Here is a 25,358-nt window from a genome sequence, read left to right as displayed (position 1 = left end):
CGGACCGGATCTTCGCCGGCGGCGCGGACCGCGTTCCTCCGAGGAGGCCGGCCGCGCTCTTTCGGTAGGTCCGGCGGGCGCCTCCGGGCGGCCCGACACGTCCTCGCGAGGGGGCCCGGGAGCCCTTCACTCCTACGGCCGCCGTGTGCGCCCCCGCCCACCTGGGAACTTGTGACCCCCGCCTGGCGTTGACCAGTGCGGGAGGGTCCACTGGACCGAAGGGTTCCCTGCTGTACCACTTGGAGGGCGTACCGTGCACCGCCGGCACAACGGGCTCAGGACCGCAGTACTCCTCGGGGGACTGTCGGCGCTCATCATCGTCATCGGCAGCTTCTTCGGCCGCACCGGACTGATCGTGGCGCTGCTGGTCGCCCTCGGTACGAACGCGTACGCGTACTGGAACAGCGACAAGCTGGCCCTGCGCGCGATGCGGGCCCGCCCGGTGAGCGAGTTCGAGGCCCCGCAGCTGTACCGGATGGTCCGGGAGCTGTCCACGCAGGCCCGCCAGCCCATGCCCCGGCTCTACATCTCCCCGACCGAGGCCCCGAACGCCTTCGCCACGGGCCGCAATCCGCGCAACGCGGCGGTGTGCTGCACCGAGGGCATCATGCGCCTGCTGGACGAGCGCGAGCTGCGCGGGGTCATCGGGCATGAACTGAGCCATGTCTACAACCGGGACATCCTCATCTCCTCGGTGGCCGGCGCGCTCGCCTCGGTGATCATGTTCCTGGTGAACTTCGCCTGGCTGATCCCGATCGGCCGTTCGGACGACGACGAGGGCCCCGGTCTGCTCGGCATGCTCCTGATCATGATCCTGGGCCCACTCGCCGCCACGCTGATCCAGCTGGCCATCAGCCGCTCCCGGGAGTACGAGGCGGACGCCTCGGGCGCCCAGCTCACCGGCGACCCGCTCGCCCTCGCGAGCGCCCTGCGCAAGCTGGAGATCGGCACGCAGCAGCTGCCGCTGCCGCCCGAGCCGCGGATCGAGACCGCGAGCCACATGATGATCGCGAACCCGTTCCGTCCGGGTCAGGGGCTGTCCAAGATGTTCTCCACGCATCCGCCGATGGGGGAGCGGATCGCGCGCCTGGAGGGCATGGCGGGACGCAGGCTCTGAGAGGCCGCGGGGCGCGGGCTGCGAGAGGCCGCGGGGCGCGGGCTGCTGATCGTACGACCGGAATCCCGGGCCCCTCATCGAACCGGTCGACCAGGCATACGGCCGATCGGCGGGGCAGCTCGTCTACAAGGCCAGCGCGAGTGCGGCCCCCAGGCCCCCGAGACCGAGCACGAAGGCCGCCTCGGGCCACCCGCCCCCGCCCCACCGGAAGAACCGGTCCAGCGCGAGCCGCCCCGGTCCGACGGCCGCGACGGCGAGGGCGACGACGATGATGGCGATGTTGTACTCCACCCCGCCCCGGTCCACCCACAGACCGTGGGCGGCGGTCACGGTCACCATGGCGTTGATCATCACACCCACGATGGCGGCGGCGGCGAGCGGCGTGAACAGGCCCGCGGCGAGGCCGAGGCCGCCGAGGAACTCGGAGAGGCCGCCGAGGCACGCGAAGAGCCGCCCGGGGCGGTAGCCGAGCGACTCGAACCCCTTGGCGGTAGCGGTCAGCCCCTGGCCGCCGAACAGTCCGAAGAGCTTCTGGGAGCCGTGCCCCGCGAGGAACAGCCCGAAGGTCAGCCGGAGGAGCAGCAGCCCGCAGTCCCCGGCGCTCACCCCCGTACGGCCGGCTCCCTGCCGGGTGGCCGACGGCGCGGCGGCGGCGCTCGGGCCGGTGTGGTGCCTGGGCATCGGAGAACTCCGTACGGATTTTGGAAGGTGCGCTTCCCCCAAGCCTGGACAGGCGTCCGAACCCCCAAGACCGTCCCCGTACCGATGATTGCGGAGGCACTGCGCCCGCGCACATCGATCAGCGGCCGCCGAACGCCTGGTCCGTCCGGACGATCTCGCGGCCCAGCGGCATCAGCGAGATCGGGATGAGCTTGAGGTTCGCCCAGCCGAAGGGGATACCGATGATCGACAGGAACAACGGGATGCTGGTGATCAGGTGTTCGAGGGCGAGCCACCAGCCGGCGAAGATCACCCAGATGACATTGCCGATGGCCGAGCCGGTGCCGGCGCCCGGCTTCTCCACGGCGGTGCGCCCGAACGGCCACAGCACGAACCCGGCGATGCGCAGCGAGGCGATGCCGAACGGAATCGTGATGATCAGCACGAAACAGATCAGCGCGGCGACCAGGTACCCGATCGACAGCCAGATGCCGCAGAAGACCAGCCACAGGATGTTGAGCAGCAGGTTGAACACCTTCATGATCGGCACCTCTCAGGTCACTCCACCGGGGGTTTCCCTGCTGCCACAAGTATCAGTCGACCAGTCCTTCGAGCGGCTCCTCGGCGCCCCTGCGGCGTGATCGTGGGCGTTCCGGGACGAACGCCTGACCTGCGACGGCAACCGGGCGGAGGTTTGCCGGCGTCCTGTTCACCAAGACGGCACGAACGCGCGCACGGCGATCCGCTGGTCCTTCACCAAGATCTCACGGGCGCGGGGAGTGCGCACCGGGCGCGAAAGGGCAAGGTTCGCGGTATGGGCATCATCGCTTGGATCATCCTGGGGCTGGTGGCCGGGGCCATAGCCAAGTTCCTGCTGCCGGGACGCGACCCCGGCGGCCTCCTGGGGACGACCGTCATCGGCATCGTGGGCGCGTTCGTCGGCGGCTGGATCTCGTCCCGCTGGCTCGGCCACCCCGTCAGCAAGCACTTCTTCGACGGTGCCACCTGGGTCGCGGCCATCGGCGGCTCCCTGGTGCTGCTGATCGCCTACCGCCTGGTCTTCGGCAACTCCCGCGACTGAGCACCGCCCCGACGGCACGGAAGGGTGGGCGCCCGGGAGGGCCCCACCCTTGTCTCCGTTCTCCTCCCGGTTCCCTACCGGTAGTTCACGAACTGCAGCGCGAAGTCGAACTCCTTGCCCTTCAGGAGGGCGATCACGGCCTGGAGGTCGTCGCGGCTCTTGGAGCTGACGCGCAGCTCGTCGCCCTGGACCTGGGCCTTGACGCCCTTGGGGCCCTCGTCACGGATGATCTTCGCCACCTTCTTGGCGTTCTCCTGGGAGATGCCCTCCTCGATCGAGGCGAAGATCTTGTACTCCTTGCCGGACAGCTGGGGCTCGCCCGCGTCCAGCGACTTCAGGGAGATACCGCGCTTGATCAGCTTGGACTGGAAGACGTCGAGGACAGCCTTCACCCGGTCCTCGGAGTTCGCCTCCATGAGGATCTTCTCCCCGGACCACGAGATCGAGGCGCCGACGCCCTTGAAGTCGTAGCGCTGGGAGATCTCCTTGGCGGCCTGGTTGAGGGCGTTGTCGACCTCCTGCCGCTCGACCTTCGAGACGATGTCGAAACTGGAGTCGGCCATGTCCTGTGGCTCCTTGTATCGGGGTGCGTGTCGGTGCGTGCCGGCGTGCGCGGCGGCGGCCGCCGGGCCCGGCATCCTGCCGGGCCGCATCCGCACCAGCCTAGCCACCCCGGGACCCGACAGCGGGAGATCAACCAGGTGGCGAAGCACCCCCGTGCATCGGGTATTGTTTACGTCGTTGCCGGGGAACGCCGCCGAAAGCGGGTTCGATTGGCAGCAAACTTGGCGGTGTGCCCGAGCGGCCAAAGGGAGCAGACTGTAAATCTGCCGGCTCAGCCTTCCCAGGTTCGAATCCTGGCGCCGCCACAGTGAGGGAAACCCTCCGATCAGCCGATATGGCAGGTCGGAGGGTTTCTTCGTCTCTCGTGGAGCAGCAGTGGTGGCGCAGGGCCACTCGCGGCGTCGTGGGCGGGTCGAGGGCGAGCGCGCGGTCGTGCCGTCGTGGCCCCGGTCGTACGGGGGTGATGGCGAAGCGCCGGACGGCGAAGCACCTGGTGCCGGCTATCCCCGCAGTCCGCGCAGGGCGGCGCCGAGGGCGTCGGCCACGGCTTCGGCGCGGGCGATCAGCGGTTCCCCGGCGTACGTGCGGTACGGCTCCGGCGTGTCCTGCCAGGTCCCGCGGATCACCAGCGTCGGCCACGGCGCGGCCCGCAGCGGCCAGGGGCACTGCCGCTTCTCATGCCGGACGTTCGCGCATCGACGTGGCCACGGCGCGAAGGCGCTGCGGGGTGGCGTCCGGCGTGATCATTCCCAGACCCTCCGTGGAGGCGCGCGGATACTGTTCCGGCGTCACCGACTCCGGCACGCCGACGCTGTTCCGCGCCCGGTGCAGCATGGCCTCGACGGCCGGGTGACCGGCGGCCGCCAAGAACGCGGCGGGCTGAATCAGCGTCAGCGACCGCACGAGGTCGGGACGGCGTCCGGCGGCGAGCGTGGCCACCAGGCCGCCGTCGCCATGGCCGACCACATGAGCGCCTCGGCCCTGCCGCGCCAGCAGATCCACCAGGTCGTCGGCAATCGGTGCTCCCTCCCCTTCCGTGTCCTGCTCCCGAGCGTGCCCGTCCCGCCTGGCCGCTCGCCGCCGCACCGCCCGGTGCCGGCCGGCGCGCTCGCGCACTCACGGCGGCCCGCGCTCTCACGAGTCATTAGAATCGAACGCATGAACGAATATCGATCGACGGGTCCGGGTGCGGAGAGCGCCGGGCCGGACGATGCTGGAGGCATGTCCGGGAAGCGGCCCATCGTCGTCCAGCCGCCCTCGCCGAGCGGCGGGCGCCGCGTGCGGGTGGACGGGGAGATCCTGGGGCTCGCGCACAACGTGCGGGACCTGGTGGAGTTCCTGCGACGGGCCGGGCTGGAGATCGAGCCCGAGCAGGTCGCGGACTCGCCGCTGATCGACTGGCGCGGGATGGGGCCCGAGCGCTGGGAGGCGGAGTCGCGCGCCTGAAGCGGGCACACTGGCGGTATGTCCTCCCGCCGCAGAACCTGCCCCGTGTGCCACCGCGAGATCGCCGTCGTGGCGGGCCGCTTCGCGCGGCACGATCCGCCGGGAGCGCGGGAGGACGCACGGCTCGTGTCCTGCGAGGGGTCCCGAAGGCAGGCCCGACTCGGGGCCGCGCAGCCGACGTTGGACGGTTACGTCGTGCCGGAGTTCCCCGGTCAGCTGCCGCTGTTCTGAGGCGCGCCCAACCGCCCTCGCTACGGCCTCAGTTCCCCGCCACCGACTTCACCGCGACCGACACCGGCGTCGAACCACTCGTCAGTTCCAGCGTCAGACCGGCCGTCGCCGACGTGTCGACCAGCTCCGCGAGCACGGCGGCCACGTCGTCCCGCGGGATCATGCCGCGCCCGGTGTGCGCCTCCAGGCGGACCAGGCCCGTGCCCGCGTCGTCGGTGAGCGCGCCGGGGCGCAGGATCGTCCATTCCAGGTCCTGCTGACGGGTGACGTACGCGTCCGCCTCGCCCTTGGCGCGCAGGTAGACGTCGAAAACCTCGTCGCCCTGGTGCGCGGGGTCCGCGCCCATCGAGGACACCAACACGAACCGGCGCACGCCCGCGCGTACGGCCGCGTCCGCGAACAGCACCGCCGCGCCCCTGTCCACCGTCTCCTTGCGCGCCGTGCCGCTGCCCGGCCCCGCACCCGCCGCGAACACCGCCGCGTCCGCGCCCCGCAGCAGTTCCGCGACGTCCTCCACCGAGGCCGACTCCAGGTCGAGCACCACCGGTTCGGCCCCGGCCGCCCGCAGATCGCCGCCCTGTTCCGCCCTGCGGATGATCCCCGCGACCTCGTACCCACGCGCGGCGAGCAACCGCTCCAGCCGCAGTGCGATCTGACCGTGACCTCCAGCGATGACAATGCGCATGCTTTAGACCGTACGCCGGGGAACCCCCGCCCGCCGCACGGGTCGGGCCCCGGCACGCCGGGCCCAGGCCGCCCTCACGACACCTCACCCCGTCCCTGCCGCGGCAGGCCCGGCTCCGAGGCGGCCGCCGAGTCCCGGTACTCGCGGACCGAGCTGGTACGGGCCACCACCCGGGCGCGGTGGATCACGATCCGGCTGTACGCGAGGGAGAGGGCACCCGGCAGATGGTCGCCGCGCACGGCGAGGAGTTCGGCGGGGAACCCGGCCTCCACCCGGACCCGGGGCAGACCCAGCGTCGCGCGGGCCGTGGCGCCCACGGCGTCGTACGCGTCCTCGGGACGCAGTCCATGGGCGGAGACGAGGAGGTAGGCCGCCTCCAGGGGGTCGCCGCGGCCCACGGGGTTCGACACGTCCCGCAGGGCTCCGCTGCCGGCCGCGACCCGTACCCCGGCCGCGCGCAGCAGCCGTACCGGGGCCACGCCCCGCCGGTCGGTGCCTCCGCAGCCGCCCTGGGGCAGGCACACGACCGTCACCCCGGCCGCCGAGAGCTGGTCCGCGGCGCGGGACGCGACCTCGGCGGGCAGGCGCGTGAGGCCGGCGCACGGGCCGATCGTCACGCCGGGGCGCAGACCACCCGCCATCGCCGCGAGCCGGGACAACCGGGCCGGGTCGGCGGCGTCCGTGTGCAGGTCCACCGGCAGGCCGTGCTCCGCGGCCACCTCCAGGACCGCCTCCACGTACCCGGTGGGGTCCGGGTCCAGGTCCGGGCAGCCGCCCACCGCCGCCGCGCCCATCTTCGCCGCGTCCCGCAGCATCGCCAGCCCGTCCGCGCCGGCCACCCCCGTCAGCAGCCGGGGCATCGCCACCGCCGTCAGCTCCGCCAGCCCCCGCAGCGCCCGCCGCGCCCGGAGCACGGCGCCGAGCGCGCCGAGTCCCTGTACGTCGCCCACGCGCACGTGCGCGCGCACCGCCGTCGCCCCGTGCCCCAGCTGGAGCAGCGCCGCCTCCGTGGCCCGGCGCTGGACGTCCTCGGGGGCGTACGAGGCCGGGCCGGGCTGCTCGGCGGACAGCGCGGTGTCGCCGTGGGCGTGCGGCTCCGCCGGGGCGGGCAGCAGCAGGTAACCGGTCAGGTCCATGCGCTGAGCGCCCCCGCGCGCCGGCCCCTGCGCCAGGCTGCCCGCGGTGCCCACCGCCTCGATCCGCCCGCCGCCCAGCCGCACGTCCACGGTCCGGCCGTCGGTCAGCCGCGCCCCGCACAGCAGCAGGCCGCCCGACGGATTCGACGAGTTCGACGGCAGGTGCGGCTGCGGCTGGCTGTCGGGCATCGCGCTCCAGGGTCGGGGAGGGCATGAGGGTGCCTGTGCGCGCCGGAACCGGCGACCGGAGGCTCGGGGTGCCCCAAGATCACACAGGGCGTGTCGAGCCTAGGGTGACGGGCCGCGCAGGTCGTGCAGGAGCGCAATAGTCGTACCGGCGTGGCCTGTCGGTCTGTCGGGGGCCCGCCGGTCTGTGGCCCCGTTCGGCGGGTGGAGCGGGTCGGGGCGTCACCGGTGTGGCCTGCCGGCGCGGGCCGTGTGCCGACCCGGAGTGGCCCGCCGGGCGCCGGGGTGGGGTGCGGGGCCGTGAGGCGGGCCTCGATTTGCCAGTGCGATCTGTGAGGGCGCGGCAGCTCCGGCCTTCGGGTACCTCCGGGCGCGAGGCGGACGACCCTGTCGGCGCGCCCATCACGTATAAGTGAGGGCCTCAGTTGGCCGCGCCGGCGTGGGAAGTGTGGCCGGCCTGGCCCTGGACGGGCGCAGCGTGCTGATTTGCCAATGCGATCAGTGTGGTGGTGGCGGCGCCGGCCGTCGGCCTCCGGGTGCGGCACGCGTGGCCCGACCGGCGTGCCCGGCCGGGCACAGGTGTCGCTCCCGAGGCCCGGGGGCGTCCCTCGGAGCCGTCGTACGGTTCGGTCCGCCCAGGTCCGCCCGGCCCGTCGGCGTGCTCCGTGGGGCGGTGCGCGCCGTCCCTTCGGGAGGGCGGTTCGCGGAGCCGTTCCGACGTGGTCTGCCGCGACCGACCCACCGTGCGGGTCCACGAGCCGTCCCGGCGCCGACCCGACCCGACGTGTGATCCGCGCGGTCGCCCCGAGTGCGCCCGCCGGCCTCCGGCGCCCGGCGCGGCCCTCCTGGCGTGCTTGCGCCCGGCCTGCCGCCCCGCCCTGCCGACGTGCCGCGCGGGAGTGCCGCCGCCCCGCCCTCCCGGCGCGTCCCGGCGTGCGCCGACGCGCCGACCTGTCCGCCCCGCGCGCTCCGCGCGGCAGGACCGCCGCGCCCCGGCCCGTTCCGCCGACGTGGCCTCCCCGTACCCGCCCCGCCCCGCAGGACCCGGCCATCCCGCCCGCACGCCTCCGCGCCCACCCCAAGAGGCCCCACGGCCCCGCCCGTCGGGCCCGCCGTCAGCCGTCCCGCACACCGCCCCGGCCCCTCCGGATATGGATTTGGGCGAACGGCGGCGGACCGTGTAATGTCTTCATCGCTCGCCCCAATAGCTCAGTCGGCAGAGCGTCTCCATGGTAAGGAGAAGGTCAACGGTTCGATTCCGTTTTGGGGCTCTGGTGTGAGAGGTTCCCGTCGCGAGACGGGATCCGATCTCATCAAAGCGGTGTAGCTCAGTCGGTAGAGCAAGCGGCTCATAATCGCTGTGTCACCGGTTCAAGTCCGGTCACCGCTACTGACAGTAGCCGATTGTGGGGTCGGTCCTTCAATCGGCTACTCTTTCTTGCGTTGAACTAGCCCATCCGTTCGTCTTAGGAGCACTCACGTGGCTGCCACCGACGTCCGCCCGAAGATCACGCTGGCCTGCGTGGAGTGCAAGGAGCGGAACTACATCACCAAGAAGAACCGGCGTAACAACCCGGACCGTCTTGAGATGAAGAAGCACTGCCCGCGTTGCAACGCGCACACCGCGCACCGCGAAACGCGATAAAAAGGCTCGTCCGCGAGGCCGTCCCCTTCCGAGGGGGCGGCCTCGCGGCGTTTCGACGGTCGGGCCCCGGCTAGTTTGGGACCCTCACACCAGACATCAGGAGGTGCCGGGCCATGGCGCTCGACCAGTCCTTCGTGGGACGGACCTACCCGCCCACCGCGCCCTATGAAGTGGGCCGGGAGAAGATCCGCGAGTTCGCCGAGGCCGTGGGGGAGACCAACCCGGTGTTCACCGACCCGGAGGCCGCCAAGGCGTACGGGTACCCCGATGTGATCGCCCCCCCGACCTTCGTGTTCTCGATCACGTTCCGCGCCGCCGGCCAGGTGATCGAGGACCCGCAGCTGGGCCTGGACTACAGCCGGGTCGTGCACGGCGACCAGAAGTTCGCCTACCGCCGTCCCGTCCGCGCCGGCGACCGGCTCACGGTCACCTCCACCATCGAGGCGATCAAGTCCCTCGCGGGCAACGACATCCTGGACATCCGCGGTGAGGTGCACGACGAGGCGGGCGAGCACGTCGTGACCGCCTGGACGAAGCTCGTGGCCCGCGCGGCCGAGGAGGTTTGAGCAGCTGATGACGGCGAAGATCGGCTACGACGACGTCGAGGTCGGCACCGAGCTGCCGGCGCGGACCTTCCCGGTGACGCGCGCCACCCTCGTGCGCTACGCGGGCGCCTCCGGGGACTTCAACCCCATCCACTGGAACGAGAAGTTCGCCAAGGAGGTGGGTCTGCCGGACGTCATCGCGCACGGCATGTTCACCATGGCCGAAGCGATCCGCGTGGTCACCGACTGGCTCGGCGACCCGGGCGCGGTCCTGGAGTACGGCGTCCGCTTCACCAAGCCGGTCGTCGTGCCCAACGACGACCAGGGCGCCCTGATCGAGGTCAGCGCCAAGGTCGCGGCCAAGCTGGACGACAACACGGTCCGTGTGGACCTCACGGCGACCAGCGCCGGCCAGAAGGTGCTGGGCATGTCCCGGGCGGTCGTACGACTGGCCTGACAGCCGCGGGCTCCTGAGGGAGCGGCAGGAGTGAGGGGCGTCCGCCATGGCGGGGCGCCCCTTACGCGCGGTCGGGCTCATCCCCTCGCCTTGCCCGATGTAGTAATTGAGTACTAACTTACTTCCATGTCCAGGATGAGTGCGGAAGAGCGGCGCGAAAGCGTCGTCCGGGCGGCGATGGAGGAATTCGGCCGGGGTGGCTACTACGGCACCTCCACCGAGGCCATCGCCAAGCGGGTCGGCGTCTCGCAGCCGTACCTGTTCCGGCTCTTCCCGGGCAAGCGGGCGATCTTCCTCGCGGCGGCGGAACGCTGCGTGGAGGACACCATCCGCATGTTCGAGGAGGCGACCGAGGGCCTGGAGGGGGAGGCGGCCCTGCACGCCATGGCCGCGGCCTACACCAAGGCCCTCGTGGAGCAGCCCTCGCGGCTCATGATGCAGATGCAGATGTACCTGGCCGTCGCCGCCGCCGAGGAGGAGGGCGACCGGGAGTTCGGCGAGGCCGTACGGGCCGGCTGGACGCGGCTGTGGGACACGGTCCACCTGCCGCTCGGCGCGGACGTGGGCGGCACGACCGAGTTCATGGCCTACGGAATGCTCATCAACTGCCTGGTGGCCATGGGCTTCCCCCGCGATCACCGGGTGTGGGAGGGGCTGGCCACGGTTCCGGCCGAGCCCGGATCGGGCGCCAGGGGCGGACTGAAGGCGTAGGTCCAGGAGGGGCGCGAGCGGAAGGTCGTACGGCCTTTCGCCTCGTCATGCCTCGTCGTCTCCGCGAAAGTTAGTCATCAATAACTAACCGAACACGACGCTGGGAACTCATTTCCCCGGGGGAGCGATGTCACAGAAGACCCAGAAGACCCAGAAGACCCAGAAGACCCAGAAGACCCAGAAGGACCAGAAGACCCAGCAGACCCACCAGGCCCGCCGGAGCGCTGTCTGGGCCCTCCTCGTCACCAGCGTCGCGGGGTTCATGGCGGCCCTGGACAACCTCGTCGTCACCACCGCCCTGCCCGCCATCCGCCAGGACCTCGGTGGTGCGCTGGACGATCTGGAGTGGACGGTGAGCGCGTACACGCTCACGTTCGCCTGCCTGCTGATGTCCGGCGCCGCGCTCGGCGACCGGTTCGGGCGCAGGCGGCTGTTCATCGCCGGGCTCACGGTCTTCACCGGCGCCTCGGCCGCCGCGGCGATGGCCCCCGGCATCGGCTCCCTGATCGCGGCCCGCGCGGTGCAGGGCGTGGGTGCGGCCGTGATGACGCCGCTCACGCTGACCCTGCTGACCGCGGCCGTGCCCGCCGCCAGACGGGGGACGGTGTACGGCATCTGGGGCGCCGTCAACGGTCTCGCCGTCGCCTCGGGACCGCTCGTCGGCGGCAGCCTCACCGAACACGTGTCCTGGCACTGGATCTTCTGGCTGAACGTTCCGCTCGGCCTGGTCGCGCTGCCCCTCGCCCGCCTCCGCCTCGCCGAGTCGTACGGTGCCGGCACCCGCCTGGACATCCCCGGCACCCTGCTCGCCGGCGGCGGCCTCTTCGGGATCGTGTACGGCCTGGTCCGCGGCCCCTCCGACGGCTGGACGGACGCGGTGGTCCTCACCGCCCTGTCGGTCGGCGGCGCACTGCTGGCCGCCTTCACCGTCCACGGTTCCCGCGCCGCGAACCCCATGCTGCCGATGCGCCTGTTCCGCTCCCGGGCCTTCTCCGGGATCAACGCGGCGAGCCTTCTGATGTTCGTCGGCATGTTCGGCTCGATCTTCCTGCTCAGCCAGTACATGCAGGGCGTCCTCGGCTACTCGCCCACCGACGCGGGGCTGCGGATGCTGCCCTGGACCGGCATGCCCATGCTCGTCGCGCCGCTCGCCGGGTTCCTCTCCGACCGCGTCGGCGGCCGACCGGTCGTCGCCGCGGGCCTGCTCCTCCAGGCCGCCGGCCTCGGTTATCTGGCCTGCGTCGTCACCGCGCACGCCACCTATGCCGCCCAGCTGCCCGCGCTCGTCCTCAGCGGCGCCGGCATGGCCCTCTACTTCGCCCCCGCCGCCAGCCTCGTCATGGCCAGCGTCCGCCCCCACGAGCAGGGCATCGCCTCCGGCGCGAACAACGCCCTGCGCGAGGTCGGCGGCGCGCTCGGCATCGCGGTCATGTCCTCCATCTTCTCGGCCTGCGGCGGCTACACCTCCCCCCAGTCCTTCGTCGACGGCCTCCGCCCCGCCCTGGTCACAGGGGCCGCGGTGGTCGCCCTGGCGGCCCTGGCCGCCCTGGTCATCCCCTCCCGCCCCGCCGGCCCGAAACCCGTCACCGGGGCCTCGACCGCTCCGGCCCTGGAGACGATGCCCGGCTGACCGGTCGGCTGCCCTCCCGCCGCCAGCCGGCGGCGCCGTCGGAGCCGTCTCGTAGTCTTGGCCCGTGCACCTACTCCACGACGCCCCCCTTGCCCCGCTGACCACGTTCCGGCTCGGCGGGCCCGCGACGCGACTGGTGACCGCCGAGACGGACGCCGAGGTGATCGACGCCGTCCGGGAGGCGGACGACAGCGGGACACCGCTGCTGGTCGTCGGCGGGGGGTCGAACCTGGTCATCGGGGACAAGGGGTTCGAGGGGACCGCGCTGCGGATCGCCACCCGGGGGATGGAGCTGCGGGGGACCACCCTGGAGCTCGCGGCCGGTGAGGTGTGGAGCGACGCGGTCGCCCGCAGCGTGGCGGCCGGGCTGGCCGGGATCGAGTGCCTGGCGGGGATCCCCGGGTCGGCGGGCGCCACGCCGATCCAGAACGTGGGGGCGTACGGCCAGGAGGTCTCCGCGACGATCTCCGAGGTGATCGCCTACGACCGGCGCGCCGGCGAGACGGTCACGCTGTCCAACGGGGACTGTGCCTTCTCGTACCGCCACAGCCGCTTCAAGGCCGACCCCGAGCGCTACGTCGTCCTGCGCGTCCGCTTCGAACTGGAGGACGCCGACGGGCTGTCGGCGCCGATCAGGTACGCGGAGACGGCCCGTGTGCTCGGTGTCGAGCCCGGGGAGCGGGTGCCGCTGGCCCGAGCCCGGGAGACCGTGCTGAAGCTGCGGGCGGGCAAGGGCATGGTGCTCGACGCCGAGGACCACGACACCTGGTCGGCCGGTTCCTTCTTCACCAACCCGATCCTTGGCGAGGAGCAGTTCGCCGAGTTCCGCGCGCGGGTGCGCGAGCGGCTCGGCGACGGGGTCGAGCCGCCCGCCTACCCGGCCGGTGAGGGCCGCAGGAAGACCTCCGCGGCCTGGCTGATCGACAAGGCCGGCTACACCAAGGGGTACGGCACCGGACCCGCCCGGATCTCCACCAAGCACACCCTCGCCCTCACCAACCGCGGCAGCGCCACCACCGAGGACCTGCTCGCCCTCGCCCGCGAGGTCGTCGCCGGGGTGCGCGCGGCCTTCGGGATCACCCTGGTCAACGAGCCGGTGATGGTGGGCGTCAGCCTCTAGCGGGCGAGCCTCCACGACGTCATGGTGAGCCTCTACGACGTCAGCCAGTCGTCCACGCCCGCCAGCAGCCGCGCCTTGGTGTCCTCCGGGGCCGCCGAGCCGCGGATGGACTGGCGGGCCAGTTCGGCCAGTTCGGGGTCGGAGAAGCCGTGGGCGTGCCGGGCGATCTCGTACTGGGCGGCCAGCCGGGAGCCGAACAGCAGGGGATCGTCGGCGCCCAGGGCCAGCGGGACACCGGCGTCGAAGAAGGTGCGCAGGGGCACGTCCTCGGGCTTCTCGTAGACGCCGAGGGCCACATTGGACGCCGGGCACACCTCGCAGGTCACCTGGCGGTCGGCCAGCCGCTTCAGCAGCCGGGGGTCCTCCGCCGCGCGCACCCCGTGCCCGATCCGCGCCGCGTGCAGATCGTCCAGGCAGTCCCGCACCGAGGCCGGGCCGGTCAGCTCGCCGCCGTGCGGGGCCGACAGCAGGCCGCCTTCGCGCGCGATGTGGAAGGCCCGGTCGAAGTCCCGCGCCATGCCCCGCCGCTCGTCGTTCGAGAGGCCGAAGCCCACCACGCCCCGGTCCGCGTACCGCACCGCGAGCCGGGCCAGCGTGCGTGCGTCCAGGGGGTGCTTCATCCGGTTGGCGGCCACCAGGACCCGCATCCCCAGACCGGTCTCCCGGGAGGTGCTGTCCACCGCGTCCAGGATGATCTCCAGCGTCGGGATCAGACCGCCGAGCCGCGGCGCGTACGACGTCGGGTCCACCTGGATCTCCAGCCAGCCCGAGCCGTCCCGCAGATCCTCCTGCGCGGCCTCCCGCACCAGCCGCCGGATGTCCTCCGGCTCGCGCACGCAGGAGCGCGCCGCGTCGTACAGCCGCTGGAACCGGAACCAGCCCCGCTCGTCCGTGGCCCTGAGTTTCGGCGGCTCGCCGCTGGTCAGGGCCTCCGTCAGCGTCTCGGGCAGACGTACCCCGTGCTTGTCGGCCAGCTCCAGGACGGTGCTCGGCCGCATCGAGCCGGTGAAGTGCAGGTGCAGATGGGCTTTCGGCAGCTCAGAGAGATCACGTACACGCTCCATTCCCAGATCCTGCCGCACACCCCGGCTTTCCCGGTAGCCGTTTCCCCATTCGTGGTCTTGCTCGCACGAACGAACGGGAGGGCTTCGTCCCGGGAACGTTCCCGGGACGAAGCCCTCCCGCACGAAGAAGCGGACCGCTCAGTCCCTGGCCTCCGCCAGCAGCTTCTGGATCCGGCTCACGCCCTCCACCAGGTCCTCGTCACCGAGCGCGTACGACAGCCGCAGATAGCCCGGCGTGCCGAACGCCTCGCCCGGGACGACCGCGACCTCGGCCTCCTCCAGGATCAGCGCGGCCAGCTCGACCGAGTTCTGCGGGCGCTTGCCGCGGATCTCCTTGCCGAGCAGCGCCTTGACCGACGGGTAGGCGTAGAACGCGCCCTCGGGCTCCGGGCAGAACACGCCGTCGATCTCGTTCAGCATCCGCACGATCGTCCTGCGGCGCCGGTCGAATGCCTCGCGCATCTTCGCCACGGCCTCCAGGTCGCCGGAGACGGCGGCCAGGGCGGCGGCCTGTGCCACGTTCGACACGTTCGAGGTGGCGTGCGACTGGAGGTTGGTCGCGGCCTTGACGACGTCCTTGGGGCCGATGAGCCAGCCCACCCGCCAGCCGGTCATGGCGTACGTCTTCGCCACGCCGTTGACCACGATGCACTTGTCGCGCAGCTCCGGCAGCAGGGCGGGCAGGGACACGGAGACCGCGTCGCCGTAGACCAGGTGCTCGTAGATCTCGTCGGTGAGCACCCACAGGCCGTGCTCCAGGGCCCAGCGGCCGATCGCCTCGGTCTCGGCCTCGGAGTACACCGCGCCGGTCGGGTTCGACGGGGAGACGAAGAGGACGACCTTCGTCTTCTCGGTGCGCGCCGCCTCCAGCTGCTCGACGGAGACCCGGTAGCCGGTGGTCTCGTCGGCCACGACCTCCACCGGCACACCGCCCGCGAGCCGGATCGACTCCGGGTACGTGGTCCAGTACGGGGCCGGGACGATGACCTCGTCGCCCGGGTCGAGGATCGCGGCGAACGCCTCGTAGATGGCCTGCTTGCCGCCGTTGGTGACCAGCACCTGGGAGACGTCGGGCTCCCAGCCGGAGTCGCGCAGCGTCTTCGCGGCGATCGCGGCCTTCAGCTCGGGCAGTCCGCCGGCCGGCGTGTAGCGGTGGAACTTCGGGTTCTTGCAGGCCTCGATCGCGGCCTCGACGATGTAGTCCGGGGTGGGGAAGTCGGGCTCACCGGCGCCGAAGCCGATCACCGGTCGCCCGGCGGCCTTCAGGGCCTTGGCCTTGGCGTCCACGGCGAGGGTGGCGGACTCGGAGATCGCGCCGACTCGGGCGGAGACCCGGCGCTCGGTGGGAGGGATTGCAGCGCTCATGGAGTCCATCGTTCCAGACCGGAAATGTCCGGGGCACGCGGGTTTCACAGTCTGAACGGCATCGGGTCGAGGCGTGAACGCGTATCCGAATCCGGCCCCCGGCCTGGACGATCTTCGATCGGGGGACCACGGGCCGCCACTTTCTGTTCGACGCCGGGCCCCGGACCACGTACACTCTCACCTCGTTGGCCTTCAGCGGCCGCCGTCGAACCAGGTGCACACCGAGCACCCGGCCGGATGCGGTACGTTGGGGGACACACAAAGGGTCGTAGCTCAATTGGTAGAGCACCGGTCTCCAAAACCGGCGGTTGGGGGTTCAAGTCCCTCCGGCCCTGCTACACACACCGCCAGGATGTGTGCGCTTGTACGTACAGCAATGCACCGCCGTGCGGCTCAGTAACCGGGCGCGGCACGGCCACGACCCGGGATCAGGTGAGGATTATGACGGACGCCGTGGGCTCCATCGACACGCCTGATGCCCAGGACGAAGTGCCTGAGGCCAAGAAGAAGGCCCGCAAAGGCGGCAAGCGCGCCAAGAAGGGTCCGCTGAAGCGGCTGGCCACCTTCTACCGTCAGATCATCGCGGAACTGCGCAAGGTCGTCTGGCCTTCGCGCAACCAGCTGACGTCGTACACCACCGTGGTGATCTTCTTCGTCGCCATCATGATCGCGCTGGTGACCGTGATTGACTATGGGCTCAACCACGCGGCCAAGTACGTCTTCGGCTGAGCCAAGAGCGAAGGGCGCCGTGGCACCGGCGCCCGTTTTCGCATGTTCCACCCCTATGTAACCAGGAAGAAGCAGCCATCGTGTCTGACCCGAACCTGAACGACGACGCCACCGAGCCTCGCGGGAACGCTGCCGAGCTGGTGGACGACGAGCTCGACATCGTCGAGGGCGCGGACGAGCAGGACGAGTTCGAGGCTGCCGAGGCCGAGGCGGGCGAGCCGGCCGAGGAGGCCGCGCTGCACACCGAGGACGCGGACGAAGAGGCCGCCGAGGACGAGGACGCCGCGGAGGGCGACGAGGACGCCGCCGCCGAGGCCGTCGAGGAGGAGCCGGCCGCTCCGGTCGACCCCGTCCAGGCCCTGCGCGAGGAACTGCGCACCCTGCCCGGCGAGTGGTACGTCATCCACACGTACGCCGGTTACGAGAACCGTGTGAAGACCAACCTGGAGCAGCGCGCCGTCTCGCTGAACGTCGAGGACTACATCTTCCAGGCCGAGGTGCCGCAGGAAGAGGTCGTCCAGATCAAGAACGGCGACCGCAAGACGATCAAGCAGAACAAGCTGCCGGGTTACGTCCTGGTCCGCATGGACCTGACCAACGAGTCCTGGGGCGTCGTCCGCAACACGCCCGGCGTCACCGGCTTCGTGGGCAACGCTTACGACCCGTACCCGCTGACCCTGGACGAGATCGTCAAGATGCTCGCCCCGGAGGCCGAGGAGAAGGCCGCCCGCGAGGCCGCCGAGGCCGAGGGCAAGCCCGCCCCGCAGCGCAAGGTCGAGGTCCAGGTGCTGGACTTCGAGGTCGGCGACTCGGTCACCGTCACCGACGGCCCGTTCGCCACCCTCCAGGCGACCATCAACGAGATCAACGCCGACTCCAAGAAGGTCAAGGGCCTGGTGGAGATCTTCGGCCGCGAGACGCCGGTCGAGCTTTCCTTCGACCAGATCCAGAAGAACTAGTTCCTTCTGGACTCACCGCTTCCGAGCAGGTCAGGCGGGCTGACTGCAGCCCGTCTGACCTGCTCGGTTTTTGGCCGCGCATCTATACCCGTTATCGTTGTGCGGTATGCCTGCATCCGGGTGGTCCCCGGGGGCGGGCAGGACCCGAATCGAAAGGACCCGGAGAGCTATGCCTCCCAAGAAGAAGAAGGTCACGGGGCTCATCAAGCTCCAGATCCAGGCCGGCGCCGCCAACCCGGCTCCGCCGGTCGGCCCGGCGCTGGGTCAGCACGGCGTCAACATCATGGAGTTCTGCAAGGCCTACAACGCCGCGACCGAGTCGCAGCGTGGCTGGGTCATCCCGGTGGAGATCACGGTCTACGAGGACCGCTCCTTCACCTTCGTCACCAAGACGCCGCCGGCCGCGAAGATGATCCTCAAGGCCGCGGGCGTGGAGAAGGGCTCGGGCGAGCCGCACAAGACCAAGGTCGCCAAGATCACCGAGGCGCAGGTCCGCGAGATCGCCACGACCAAGATGCCCGACCTCAACGCGAACGACCTGGACGCCGCGGCGAAGATCATCGCCGGCACCGCGCGCTCCATGGGCGTCACGGTCGAGGGCTGACCACCACCAGCAGGTAACGCGACCGTCGCCGGTCGCACGTGGCAGGGCCTGCTCGGCCCAGGGACCACGACTCCTTTCAGAACACACAGGAGCAAGTTGTGAGCAAGCGCAGCAAGGCTCTCCGCGCTGCGGACGCCAAGATCGACCGGGAGAAGCTGTACGCCCCGCTCGAGGCCGTCCGTCTCGCCAAGGAGACCTCCACGACCAAGTTCGACGGCACCGTCGAGGTCGCCTTCCGTCTGGGCGTCGACCCGCGCAAGGCCGACCAGATGGTCCGTGGCACCGTGAACCTTCCGCACGGCACCGGTAAGACCGCCCGGGTCCTGGTCTTCGCGACCGGTGACCGTGCCGAGGCCGCGCGTGCCGCGGGCGCCGACATCGTCGGTGCCGACGAGCTGATCGACGAGGTCTCGAAGGGCCGCCTGGACTTCGACGCCGTCGTCGCCACCCCGGACCTCATGGGCAAGGTCGGCCGCCTCGGCCGCGTCCTCGGCCCCCGTGGTCTGATGCCGAACCCGAAGACCGGCACCGTCACCCCCGACGTGGCCAAGGCCGTCACCGACATCAAGGGCGGCAAGATCGAGTTCCGCGTCGACAAGCACTCGAACCTGCACTTCATCATCGGCAAGGTGTCCTTCGACGACACCAAGCTGGTGGAGAACTACGGCGCCGCGCTGGAGGAGATCCTCCGTCTGAAGCCGTCCGCCGCCAAGGGTCGCTACATCAAGAAGGCCGCCATCACCACCACGATGGGCCCCGGCATCCAGCTCGACCCGAACCGCACCCGCAACCTCCTCGTCGAGGAGGACCCGGCCGCCGTCTGAGCCCCGCGCTCACCGGTAGCCGCGTCGGGTACGCGTGACTGAAGGGCGGGCCCCGCAACCTTTCGAGGTGCGGGGCCCGTCCTTTCTGTGTACGACCTGTTCGTCGTACGACTGTCAGTGGCCGGGACTAGGCTGCGCGCAGACGATTCGCAGGGGGTAGGACGAAATGAAGAGCACGACAGCACGCCGGGTGACCCTTTCCGTGGCGGTGGTGGCGGCGCTGACCGGGGTGGCCGCGTGCGGCTCCTCGGGCTCCGGGAAGGGCGGCGGCAAGGCGGCCGGTGACGGCACGGTCCACCTGAGCCCCGTCGCCGCCGTGCTGCGCGATGTCGAGCAGAACACCGACAAGGCCGACTCGGCCAAGGTGCGTTCCACCACGTCCATGGGCGACATCATGGCGGTGAACGCCGACGGCGCCCTCACCTGGGGCCACGGCCTCAAGGGCACGCTGACCATCACGTACACCGGCGGCCAGATGGCCGAGGCGATGCGCAAGGCCGGCACCACACACATGGAGGCGCGCTACCTGTCGGACGCCTACTACGCGAAGATGAGCGACACCTTCGCCCAGCAGACCGGCGGCAAGCACTGGGTCAAGTACGACTACGACTACCTCGCCAAGGTCGGCGGCGCCTCGGGCACGTACATGAAGGACCAGCTCCAGACGTCCACGCCGAACCAGTCGGTGAAGATGCTGCTGGCCTCCGGGGACGTCAGGAAGATCGGCGAGGAGACGGTCGACGGCGCGCACACCACGCACTACGCGGGCACCGTGGACGTCGCCGACCTGGCGGGCAAGAGCAGCAACCTCAGCGCCGGCCAGCTCACCGCTCTGAAGCAGCAGCTGAAGCAGGCCGGCATCACCACCGACGCCATCGACATCTGGATCAACGACCAGAACCTCCTGGTCAAGAAGTCCGAGAAGGCGTCCACCAGCAACGGCACGCTGAGCAGCACCGCCTACTACAGCGACTACGGCGTGCAGGTCTCCACCCAGGCGCCGCCGGCCGCCGACACGATGGACATCGCCGACATGATGAAGTCCGGCGGGGGCCTCGACAGCCCGTCGGGCGGCAGCACCTCCAGCGGCAGTGGCATCAGTTCCTGAGCACCTCCTGATCCCTGCCGGACCGTGCGGGGGCCGGGGCCCGATTTGCTGCGTGGCGCCCCGGTCCCGTACGCTCTTCCCCGAAGCCAAAGACCGCTGGTCGTTGCCGCGCGCTTGCAGAGGGCGCGGTGGCCGAAGGATCCGCTGAAAAGTGGGCGACCCGCGCAGGTGTCAGTGGAAGAACTCCCGGAGTGCGCGCGCCGAGCGCGTGTGCGACCGGTCGAGTCCGCCCCGAGCGCCTGCGCCGGGGCGTTTGTTTTCCCCAGTCCTCCTTCGGGTCCGCGCGGTCCGAATCACCCGGAAGGAGGCCGAGGCTCTATGGCGAGGCCCGACAAGGCTGCCGCGGTTGCGGAGCTGACGGACAAGTTCCGCAGCTCCAACGCCGCCGTGCTGACCGAGTACCGCGGTCTCACCGTGGCGCAGCTCAAGACGCTGCGCCGGTCGCTCGGTGAGAACGCCCAGTACGCCGTGGTGAAGAACACGCTGACCAAGATTGCGGCCAACGAGGCCGGGATCACGCTGGACGACCAGCTCTTCGCTGGTCCGACGGCCGTCGCCTTCGTCACCGGTGACCCGGTGGAGTCGGCGAAGGGTCTCCGTGACTTCGCCAAGGACAACCCGAATCTCGTCATCAAGGGCGGTGTCCTTGACGGCAAGGCGATGTCCGCCGACGAGATCAAGAAGCTTGCGGACCTCGAGTCCCGCGAGGTTCTGCTCAGCAAGCTGGCCGGTGCCTTCAAGGGGAAGCAGTCCCAGGCTGCCTCTCTCTTCCAGGCGCTGCCGTCGAAGCTCGTCCGCACCGTGGACGCGCTGCGCGCCAAGCAGGCCGAGCAGGGCGGTGCCGAGTAATTCGGCTCGCTTTCTGACCCGCGCCAACCGGCGCGGGTCGCAGCGGGCCGACGTACGCCCGCCTTACCCAGTACATCCGGCACCTGCCGATTGAGTGGAAGGACCGCCATCATGGCGAAGCTCACCCAGGACGAGCTGCTTGCCCAGTTCGAGGAGATGACCCTCATCGAGCTCTCCGAGTTCGTGAAGGCCTTCGAGGAGAAGTTCGACGTCACCGCCGCCGCTGCCGCGCCGGTCGTCGTCGCCGGTGGTGCCGCTGGTGGCGCCGCCGCCGAGGCCCCCGAGGAGAAGGACGAGTTCGACGTCATCCTCACCGGCGCCGGCGAGAAGAAGATCCAGGTCATCAAGGTCGTGCGCGAGCTGACCTCCCTGGGTCTGAAGGAGGCCAAGGACCTCGTCGACGGCACCCCGAAGCCGGTCCTCGAGAAGGTCAACAAGGAGGCCGCCGACAAGGCCGCCGAGGCCCTCAAGGGCGCCGGTGCCTCCGTCGAGGTCAAGTAAGACCTCACGGGTCCACGGGACTCGAACGCGCGCTGACAACGGCCTGATTCGGCTGTAACGCGAACGCACCGAAGAGCGATCATCCATCCGGGTGGTCGCTCTTCGGCGTATCCGGAGGGTGACCGCGGTTGCCTTGCGCTCGCGGTGGCGAGAGGTATGGTGATCTTCGTCGTGTCTCCGGACGGCCCGGTTCCGGTGGGAGGCTCTTGACGAACCGCGAGCAGCGCGCAATTCTCAGGACGCGTCGTCACAAGGATCCGAATCCGAGGCATGGATCGACGGCGAACAGGGCAGTATCAACGTGCGTTGAGGGCAGCATGCCGAGGGCGTTGACAAGAGCGGTGAGGACAGCGAGGGTCTCGACAAACCCGCACTGGACATCAGTGTGCCAAGTGGCTACACTGACCCTTTGCGCTGCCTGTTAGCTGCCCCCTGCCCGTCACCAGGGGTCTGCCCTCACTCGAGCATCGATGGATGAGCCCCTTTGACCTGGGTTTCCGTCTCCGTGTTCGGGAGAGGGGCCGGCACGCGCGTAGTGAGTCCGAGCCCTCGGAAGGACCCCCTCTTGGCCGCCTCGCGCAACGCCTCGACCGCGAATACGAACAACGGCGCCAGCACCGCCCCGCTGCGCATTTCCTTTGCAAAGATCAAGGAGCCTCTCGAGGTTCCGAACCTGCTCGCGCTGCAGACCGAGAGCTTTGACTGGCTGCTCGGCAACACCGCCTGGCAGAGTCGGGTCGAGGAGGCTCTGGAGAACGGTCAGGACGTCCCCACCAAGTCCGGTCTGGAGGAGATCTTCGAGGAGATCTCCCCGATCGAGGACTTCTCCGGGTCGATGTCCCTGACGTTCCGGGACCACCGCTTCGAGCCGCCGAAGAACTCCATCGACGAGTGCAAGGAGCGCGACTTCACGTACGCCGCCCCGCTCTTCGTCACCGCCGAGTTCACCAACAACGAGACCGGTGAGATCAAGTCCCAGACGGTCTTCATGGGCGACTTCCCGCTCATGACGAACAAGGGCACCTTCGTCATCAACGGCACCGAGCGTGTCGTGGTGTCTCAGCTGGTCCGTTCCCCCGGTGTCTACTTCGACTCCTCCATCGACAAGACGTCCGACAAGGACATCTTCTCGGCCAAGATCATCCCGTCCCGGGGTGCCTGGCTGGAGATGGAGATCGACAAGCGCGACATGGTCGGTGTGCGTATCGACCGCAAGCGCAAGCAGTCGGTCACCGTCCTTCTGAAGGCGCTCGGCTGGACCACCGAGCAGATCCTCGAGGAGTTCGGCGACTACGAGTCGATGCGCGCCACCCTGGAGAAGGACCACACCCAGGGCCAGGACGACGCGCTGCTGGACATCTACCGCAAGCTGCGTCCGGGCGAGCCCCCCACGCGCGAGGCCGCGCAGACGCTGCTCGAGAACCTCTACTTCAACCCGAAGCGCTACGACCTCGCCAAGGTCGGCCGCTACAAGGTCAACAAGAAGCTGGGCGCCGACGCCCCGCTGGACGCGGGCATCCTGACCGTCGAGGACATCATCTCGACGATCAAGTACCTGGTGCAGCTGCACGCCGGCGAGACCGAGACGACGGCCGACAACGGCGAGACGATCGTCGTCGAGACCGACGACATCGACCACTTCGGCAACCGTCGTCTGCGCAGCGTCGGCGAGCTCATCCAGAACCAGGTCCGCACGGGTCTGGCCCGTATGGAGCGCGTCGTGCGCGAGCGCATGACGACCCAGGACGTCGAGGCGATCACGCCGCAGACCCTGATCAACATCCGGCCGGTCGTCGCCTCCATCAAGGAGTTCTTCGGCACCAGCCAGCTGTCGCAGTTCATGGACCAGAACAACCCGCTGTCGGGTCTGACCCACAAGCGTCGTCTCTCGGCGCTGGGTCCCGGTGGCCTCTCGCGTGAGCGGGCCGGGTTCGAGGTCCGAGACGTGCACCCCTCGCACTACGGCCGCATGTGCCCGATCGAGACGCCCGAAGGCCCGAACATCGGTCTGATCGGCTCGCTCGCCTCCTACGGCCGCGTCAACGCGTTCGGTTTCGTCGAGACCCCGTACCGCAAGGTCATCGACGGCCAGGTCACCGACGAGGTCGACTACCTGACCGCCGACGAGGAGGACCGCTTCGTCATCGCGCAGGCCAACGCCCCGCTGACGGACGACCTCCGCTTCGCCGAGGCCCGCGTGCTGGTCCGCCGCCGTGGCGGCGAGGTCGACTACGTCGGCGGCGAGGACGTGGACTACATGGACGTCTCGCCGCGCCAGATGGTGTCGGTCGCGACCGCCATGATCCCCTTCCTCGAGCACGACGACGCCAACCGTGCCCTCATGGGCGCGAACATGATGCGCCAGGCCGTTCCGCTGATTAAGTCGGAGGCCCCGCTCGTCGGTACCGGCATGGAGTACCGCTCCGCCGTCGACGCCGGCGACGTGGTCAAGGCCGAGAAGGCGGGTGTGGTCCAGGAGGTCTCCGCGGACTACATCACCACCGCCAACGACGACGGCACGTACATCACGTACCGCCTGCACAAGTTCTCCCGCTCCAACCAGGGCACCTCGGTCAACCAGAAGGTCATCGTCAACGAGGGCGACCGGATCGTCGAGGGCCAGGTCCTCGCCGACGGTCCGGCCACCGAGAACGGCGAGATGGCCCTCGGCAAGAACCTGCTCGTGGCGTTCATGCCGTGGGAGGGTCACAACTACGAGGACGCGATCATCCTGTCGCAGCGCCTCGTGCAGGACGACGTCCTCTCCTCGATCCACATCGAGGAGCACGAGGTCGACGCCCGTGACACCAAGCTCGGCCCCGAGGAGATCACCCGGGACATCCCGAACGTCTCCGAGGAGGTCCTCGCCGACCTCGACGAGCGCGGCATCATCCGCATCGGTGCCGAGGTCATCGCCGGCGACATCCTGGTCGGCAAGGTGACCCCGAAGGGCGAGACCGAGCTGACCCCCGAGGAGCGCCTGCTGCGCGCCATCTTCGGCGAGAAGGCCCGTGAGGTCCGCGACACCTCGCTGAAGGTGCCGCACGGCGAGACCGGCAAGGTCATCGGCGTGCGCGTCTTCGACCGCGAGGAGGGCGACGAGCTGCCGCCGGGCGTGAACCAGCTGGTCCGCGTCTACGTCGCGCAGAAGCGCAAGATCACCGACGGTGACAAGCTCGCCGGCCGTCACGGCAACAAGGGCGTCATCTCCAAGATCCTGCCGATCGAGGACATGCCGTTCCTGGACGACGGCACCCCGGTCGACATCATCCTGAACCCGCTGGGTGTGCCGTCCCGAATGAACCCGGGACAGGTCCTGGAGATCCACCTCGGCTGGCTCGCCAGCCGCGGCTGGGACGTCTCCGGCCTCGGCGACGAGTGGGCCAAGCGTCTGCAGGCCATCGGCGCCGACCAGGTCGCCCCGCGCACCAACGTCGCCACCCCGGTGTTCGACGGTGCCCGTGAGGACGAGCTGGCGGGTCTGCTCCAGCACACCATCCCGAACCGCGACGGCGAGCGCATGGTGCTCCCGTCCGGCAAGGCGCGGCTGTTCGACGGCCGCAGCGGTGAGCCGTTCCCGGACCCGATCTCGGTCGGCTACATGTACATCCTGAAGCTGCACCACCTGGTCGACGACAAGCTGCACGCCCGGTCGACCGGCCCGTACTCGATGATCACCCAGCAGCCGCTGGGTGGTAAGGCGCAGTTCGGTGGCCAGCGCTTCGGTGAGATGGAGGTGTGGGCCCTCGAGGCCTACGGCGCCGCGTACGCCCTCCAGGAGCTGCTGACCATCAAGTCCGACGACGTGACCGGCCGCGTGAAGGTCTACGAGGCCATCGTCAAGGGCGAGAACATTCCCGAGCCCGGCATCCCCGAGTCCTTCAAGGTGCTCATCAAGGAGATGCAGTCGCTCTGCCTGAACGTGGAGGTGCTGTCCAGCGACGGTATGTCCATCGAGATGCGTGACACCGACGAGGATGTCTTCCGCGCTGCGGAGGAGCTCGGCATCGACCTGTCCCGGCGCGAGCCGAGCAGCGTCGAAGAGGTCTGACGGGAGTCCGGCGGGGCCCTCACCCACAGGGCCCCGCCGACCCCCAGGCCCCCGTTTCAGACCACAGACTCACGACCCTGAGAGGGATTG

General features: G+C 70.1%; 27 protein-coding genes and 4 tRNA genes. 22 read left to right on the top strand and 9 right to left on the bottom strand.

Annotated elements, in window-relative coordinates; translation table 11 throughout:
• The first annotated feature begins 253 nt into the window (after positions 1–253).
• On the top strand, positions 254–1,117 hold the full coding sequence (gene htpX, locus QSK45_RS29285) for a zinc metalloprotease HtpX (RefSeq protein WP_285561883.1): 864 nt from the start codon (positions 254–256) through the stop codon (positions 1,115–1,117).
• A gap of 123 nt (positions 1,118–1,240) precedes the next feature.
• Here htpX and QSK45_RS29280 read toward each other — a convergent pair whose 3' ends face one another.
• Both QSK45_RS29280 and QSK45_RS29275 read right to left on the bottom strand, forming a co-directional pair.
• A complete protein-coding gene (locus QSK45_RS29280; protein ID WP_285561882.1) occupies positions 1,241–1,798 on the bottom strand; it encodes a DoxX family protein in 558 nt (185 codons plus the stop codon).
• Between the two features lie 118 nt (positions 1,799–1,916).
• Positions 1,917–2,318: a YccF domain-containing protein gene (locus QSK45_RS29275; protein ID WP_285561881.1), complete on the bottom strand. Its 402-nt coding sequence runs from the start codon at positions 2,316–2,318 to the stop codon at positions 1,917–1,919.
• Between the two features lie 273 nt (positions 2,319–2,591).
• Between QSK45_RS29275 and QSK45_RS29270 the strand changes: the two genes are divergently transcribed.
• Positions 2,592–2,858, top strand: coding sequence for a GlsB/YeaQ/YmgE family stress response membrane protein (locus QSK45_RS29270; protein WP_285561880.1), 267 nt, complete (start codon positions 2,592–2,594; stop codon positions 2,856–2,858).
• A 74-nt stretch (positions 2,859–2,932) separates the two neighbouring features.
• Here the strand turns inward: QSK45_RS29270 and QSK45_RS29265 are convergent, their stop codons facing one another.
• Positions 2,933–3,421 (bottom strand): YajQ family cyclic di-GMP-binding protein, encoded by a 489-nt coding sequence (locus QSK45_RS29265; RefSeq protein WP_285561879.1) that lies wholly within the window; start codon positions 3,419–3,421, stop codon positions 2,933–2,935.
• A 224-nt stretch (positions 3,422–3,645) separates the two neighbouring features.
• Between QSK45_RS29265 and QSK45_RS29260 the strand changes: the two genes are divergently transcribed.
• Positions 3,646–3,727 (top strand) — tRNA-Tyr (locus QSK45_RS29260).
• Positions 3,728–3,922: 195 nt separating this feature from the next.
• On the opposite strand, the gene QSK45_RS29255 is transcribed toward QSK45_RS29260, so the two are convergent.
• Entirely contained in the window at positions 3,923–4,048 is a 126-nt protein-coding gene (locus QSK45_RS29255) for a hypothetical protein (protein ID WP_285561878.1), read from the bottom strand.
• Between the two features lie 49 nt (positions 4,049–4,097).
• Positions 4,098–4,424: an alpha/beta hydrolase gene (locus tag QSK45_RS29250; protein WP_285561877.1), complete on the bottom strand. Its 327-nt coding sequence runs from the start codon at positions 4,422–4,424 to the stop codon at positions 4,098–4,100.
• Positions 4,425–4,643: 219 nt separating this feature from the next.
• Here QSK45_RS29250 and QSK45_RS29245 point away from each other — a divergent pair, with 219 nt between their 5' ends.
• Together QSK45_RS29245 and QSK45_RS29240 are read left to right on the top strand one after the other, a co-directional pair.
• On the top strand, positions 4,644–4,868 hold the full coding sequence (locus QSK45_RS29245; RefSeq protein WP_285561908.1) for a hypothetical protein: 225 nt from the start codon (positions 4,644–4,646) through the stop codon (positions 4,866–4,868).
• A gap of 18 nt (positions 4,869–4,886) precedes the next feature.
• Positions 4,887–5,099, top strand: coding sequence for a hypothetical protein (locus QSK45_RS29240; protein WP_046419406.1), 213 nt, complete (start codon positions 4,887–4,889; stop codon positions 5,097–5,099).
• A 28-nt stretch (positions 5,100–5,127) separates the two neighbouring features.
• On the opposite strand, the gene QSK45_RS29235 is transcribed toward QSK45_RS29240, so the two are convergent.
• Positions 5,128–5,784, bottom strand: coding sequence for an SDR family oxidoreductase (locus tag QSK45_RS29235; RefSeq protein ID WP_285561876.1), 657 nt, complete (start codon positions 5,782–5,784; stop codon positions 5,128–5,130).
• A gap of 74 nt (positions 5,785–5,858) precedes the next feature.
• Positions 5,859–7,109 (bottom strand): amidohydrolase family protein, encoded by a 1,251-nt coding sequence (locus QSK45_RS29230; RefSeq protein ID WP_285561875.1) that lies wholly within the window; start codon positions 7,107–7,109, stop codon positions 5,859–5,861.
• Positions 7,110–8,304: 1,195 nt separating this feature from the next.
• Here QSK45_RS29230 and QSK45_RS29225 point away from each other — a divergent pair.
• The 8 genes from QSK45_RS29225 to QSK45_RS29190 all read left to right on the top strand — a co-directional run bounded on the left by QSK45_RS29225 (position 8,305) and on the right by QSK45_RS29190 (position 13,214).
• Positions 8,305–8,377: transfer RNA gene (locus QSK45_RS29225), tRNA-Thr, on the top strand.
• A gap of 46 nt (positions 8,378–8,423) precedes the next feature.
• Positions 8,424–8,496: transfer RNA gene (locus QSK45_RS29220), tRNA-Met, on the top strand.
• A 90-nt stretch (positions 8,497–8,586) separates the two neighbouring features.
• Positions 8,587–8,751, top strand: a complete 165-nt coding sequence (gene rpmG / locus QSK45_RS29215) for a 50S ribosomal protein L33 (protein ID WP_003948671.1) — start codon at positions 8,587–8,589, stop codon at positions 8,749–8,751.
• A 113-nt stretch (positions 8,752–8,864) separates the two neighbouring features.
• Positions 8,865–9,317 (top strand): MaoC family dehydratase N-terminal domain-containing protein, encoded by a 453-nt coding sequence (locus QSK45_RS29210; protein ID WP_285561874.1) that lies wholly within the window; start codon positions 8,865–8,867, stop codon positions 9,315–9,317.
• A gap of 7 nt (positions 9,318–9,324) precedes the next feature.
• On the top strand, positions 9,325–9,753 hold the full coding sequence (locus tag QSK45_RS29205) for a MaoC family dehydratase (RefSeq protein WP_285561873.1): 429 nt from the start codon (positions 9,325–9,327) through the stop codon (positions 9,751–9,753).
• Positions 9,754–9,879: 126 nt separating this feature from the next.
• Entirely contained in the window at positions 9,880–10,464 is a 585-nt protein-coding gene (locus tag QSK45_RS29200; protein ID WP_285561872.1) for a TetR/AcrR family transcriptional regulator, read from the top strand.
• Between the two features lie 127 nt (positions 10,465–10,591).
• On the top strand, positions 10,592–12,094 hold the full coding sequence (locus QSK45_RS29195; protein WP_285561871.1) for a DHA2 family efflux MFS transporter permease subunit: 1,503 nt from the start codon (positions 10,592–10,594) through the stop codon (positions 12,092–12,094).
• Between the two features lie 64 nt (positions 12,095–12,158).
• Positions 12,159–13,214: a UDP-N-acetylmuramate dehydrogenase gene (locus QSK45_RS29190; RefSeq protein WP_285561870.1), complete on the top strand. Its 1,056-nt coding sequence runs from the start codon at positions 12,159–12,161 to the stop codon at positions 13,212–13,214.
• Between the two features lie 32 nt (positions 13,215–13,246).
• Here the strand turns inward: QSK45_RS29190 and QSK45_RS29185 are convergent, their stop codons facing one another.
• Both QSK45_RS29185 and QSK45_RS29180 read right to left on the bottom strand, forming a co-directional pair.
• Positions 13,247–14,278, bottom strand: coding sequence for an adenosine deaminase (locus tag QSK45_RS29185; RefSeq protein ID WP_285561869.1), 1,032 nt, complete (start codon positions 14,276–14,278; stop codon positions 13,247–13,249).
• A 138-nt stretch (positions 14,279–14,416) separates the two neighbouring features.
• Positions 14,417–15,643 (bottom strand): pyridoxal phosphate-dependent aminotransferase, encoded by a 1,227-nt coding sequence (locus QSK45_RS29180; RefSeq protein ID WP_285561868.1) that lies wholly within the window; start codon positions 15,641–15,643, stop codon positions 14,417–14,419.
• A gap of 262 nt (positions 15,644–15,905) precedes the next feature.
• On the opposite strand from QSK45_RS29180, the gene QSK45_RS29175 reads away from it, so the two are divergent.
• The 9 genes from QSK45_RS29175 to rpoB all read left to right on the top strand — a co-directional run bounded on the left by QSK45_RS29175 (position 15,906) and on the right by rpoB (position 25,268).
• A tRNA-Trp gene (locus QSK45_RS29175) sits at positions 15,906–15,978 on the top strand.
• Positions 15,979–16,084: 106 nt separating this feature from the next.
• The gene (gene secE / locus QSK45_RS29170; protein WP_285561867.1) at positions 16,085–16,372 is read left to right on the top strand and encodes a preprotein translocase subunit SecE; all 288 of its coding nucleotides are present in this window, start codon (positions 16,085–16,087) and stop codon (positions 16,370–16,372) included.
• 80 nt (positions 16,373–16,452) lie between these two features.
• Positions 16,453–17,331: a transcription termination/antitermination protein NusG gene (nusG, locus tag QSK45_RS29165; RefSeq protein ID WP_285561866.1), complete on the top strand. Its 879-nt coding sequence runs from the start codon at positions 16,453–16,455 to the stop codon at positions 17,329–17,331.
• Between the two features lie 169 nt (positions 17,332–17,500).
• Entirely contained in the window at positions 17,501–17,935 is a 435-nt protein-coding gene (gene rplK / locus QSK45_RS29160) for a 50S ribosomal protein L11 (RefSeq protein ID WP_046419431.1), read from the top strand.
• A gap of 98 nt (positions 17,936–18,033) precedes the next feature.
• Positions 18,034–18,759, top strand: coding sequence for a 50S ribosomal protein L1 (gene rplA / locus QSK45_RS29155; protein WP_145482786.1), 726 nt, complete (start codon positions 18,034–18,036; stop codon positions 18,757–18,759).
• 166 nt (positions 18,760–18,925) lie between these two features.
• Entirely contained in the window at positions 18,926–19,867 is a 942-nt protein-coding gene (locus tag QSK45_RS29150; protein ID WP_285561865.1) for an SCO4651 family lipoprotein, read from the top strand.
• A gap of 318 nt (positions 19,868–20,185) precedes the next feature.
• Positions 20,186–20,716, top strand: coding sequence for a 50S ribosomal protein L10 (gene rplJ / locus QSK45_RS29145; RefSeq protein WP_285561864.1), 531 nt, complete (start codon positions 20,186–20,188; stop codon positions 20,714–20,716).
• 111 nt (positions 20,717–20,827) lie between these two features.
• A complete protein-coding gene (gene rplL, locus QSK45_RS29140; RefSeq protein WP_285561863.1) occupies positions 20,828–21,217 on the top strand; it encodes a 50S ribosomal protein L7/L12 in 390 nt (129 codons plus the stop codon).
• Between the two features lie 565 nt (positions 21,218–21,782).
• Positions 21,783–25,268, top strand: coding sequence for a DNA-directed RNA polymerase subunit beta (rpoB, locus tag QSK45_RS29135; protein WP_285561862.1), 3,486 nt, complete (start codon positions 21,783–21,785; stop codon positions 25,266–25,268).
• Positions 25,269–25,358 lie beyond the last annotated feature (90 nt).

Origin of the sequence: Streptomyces hygroscopicus subsp. hygroscopicus (assembly GCF_030269125.1) — a bacterium.
Classification (GTDB): domain Bacteria; phylum Actinomycetota; class Actinomycetes; order Streptomycetales; family Streptomycetaceae; genus Streptomyces; species Streptomyces hygroscopicus_C.
The sequence above is the reverse complement of the archived record's forward strand: the minus strand, read 5'-3'. Positions and strand labels throughout refer to the sequence as shown.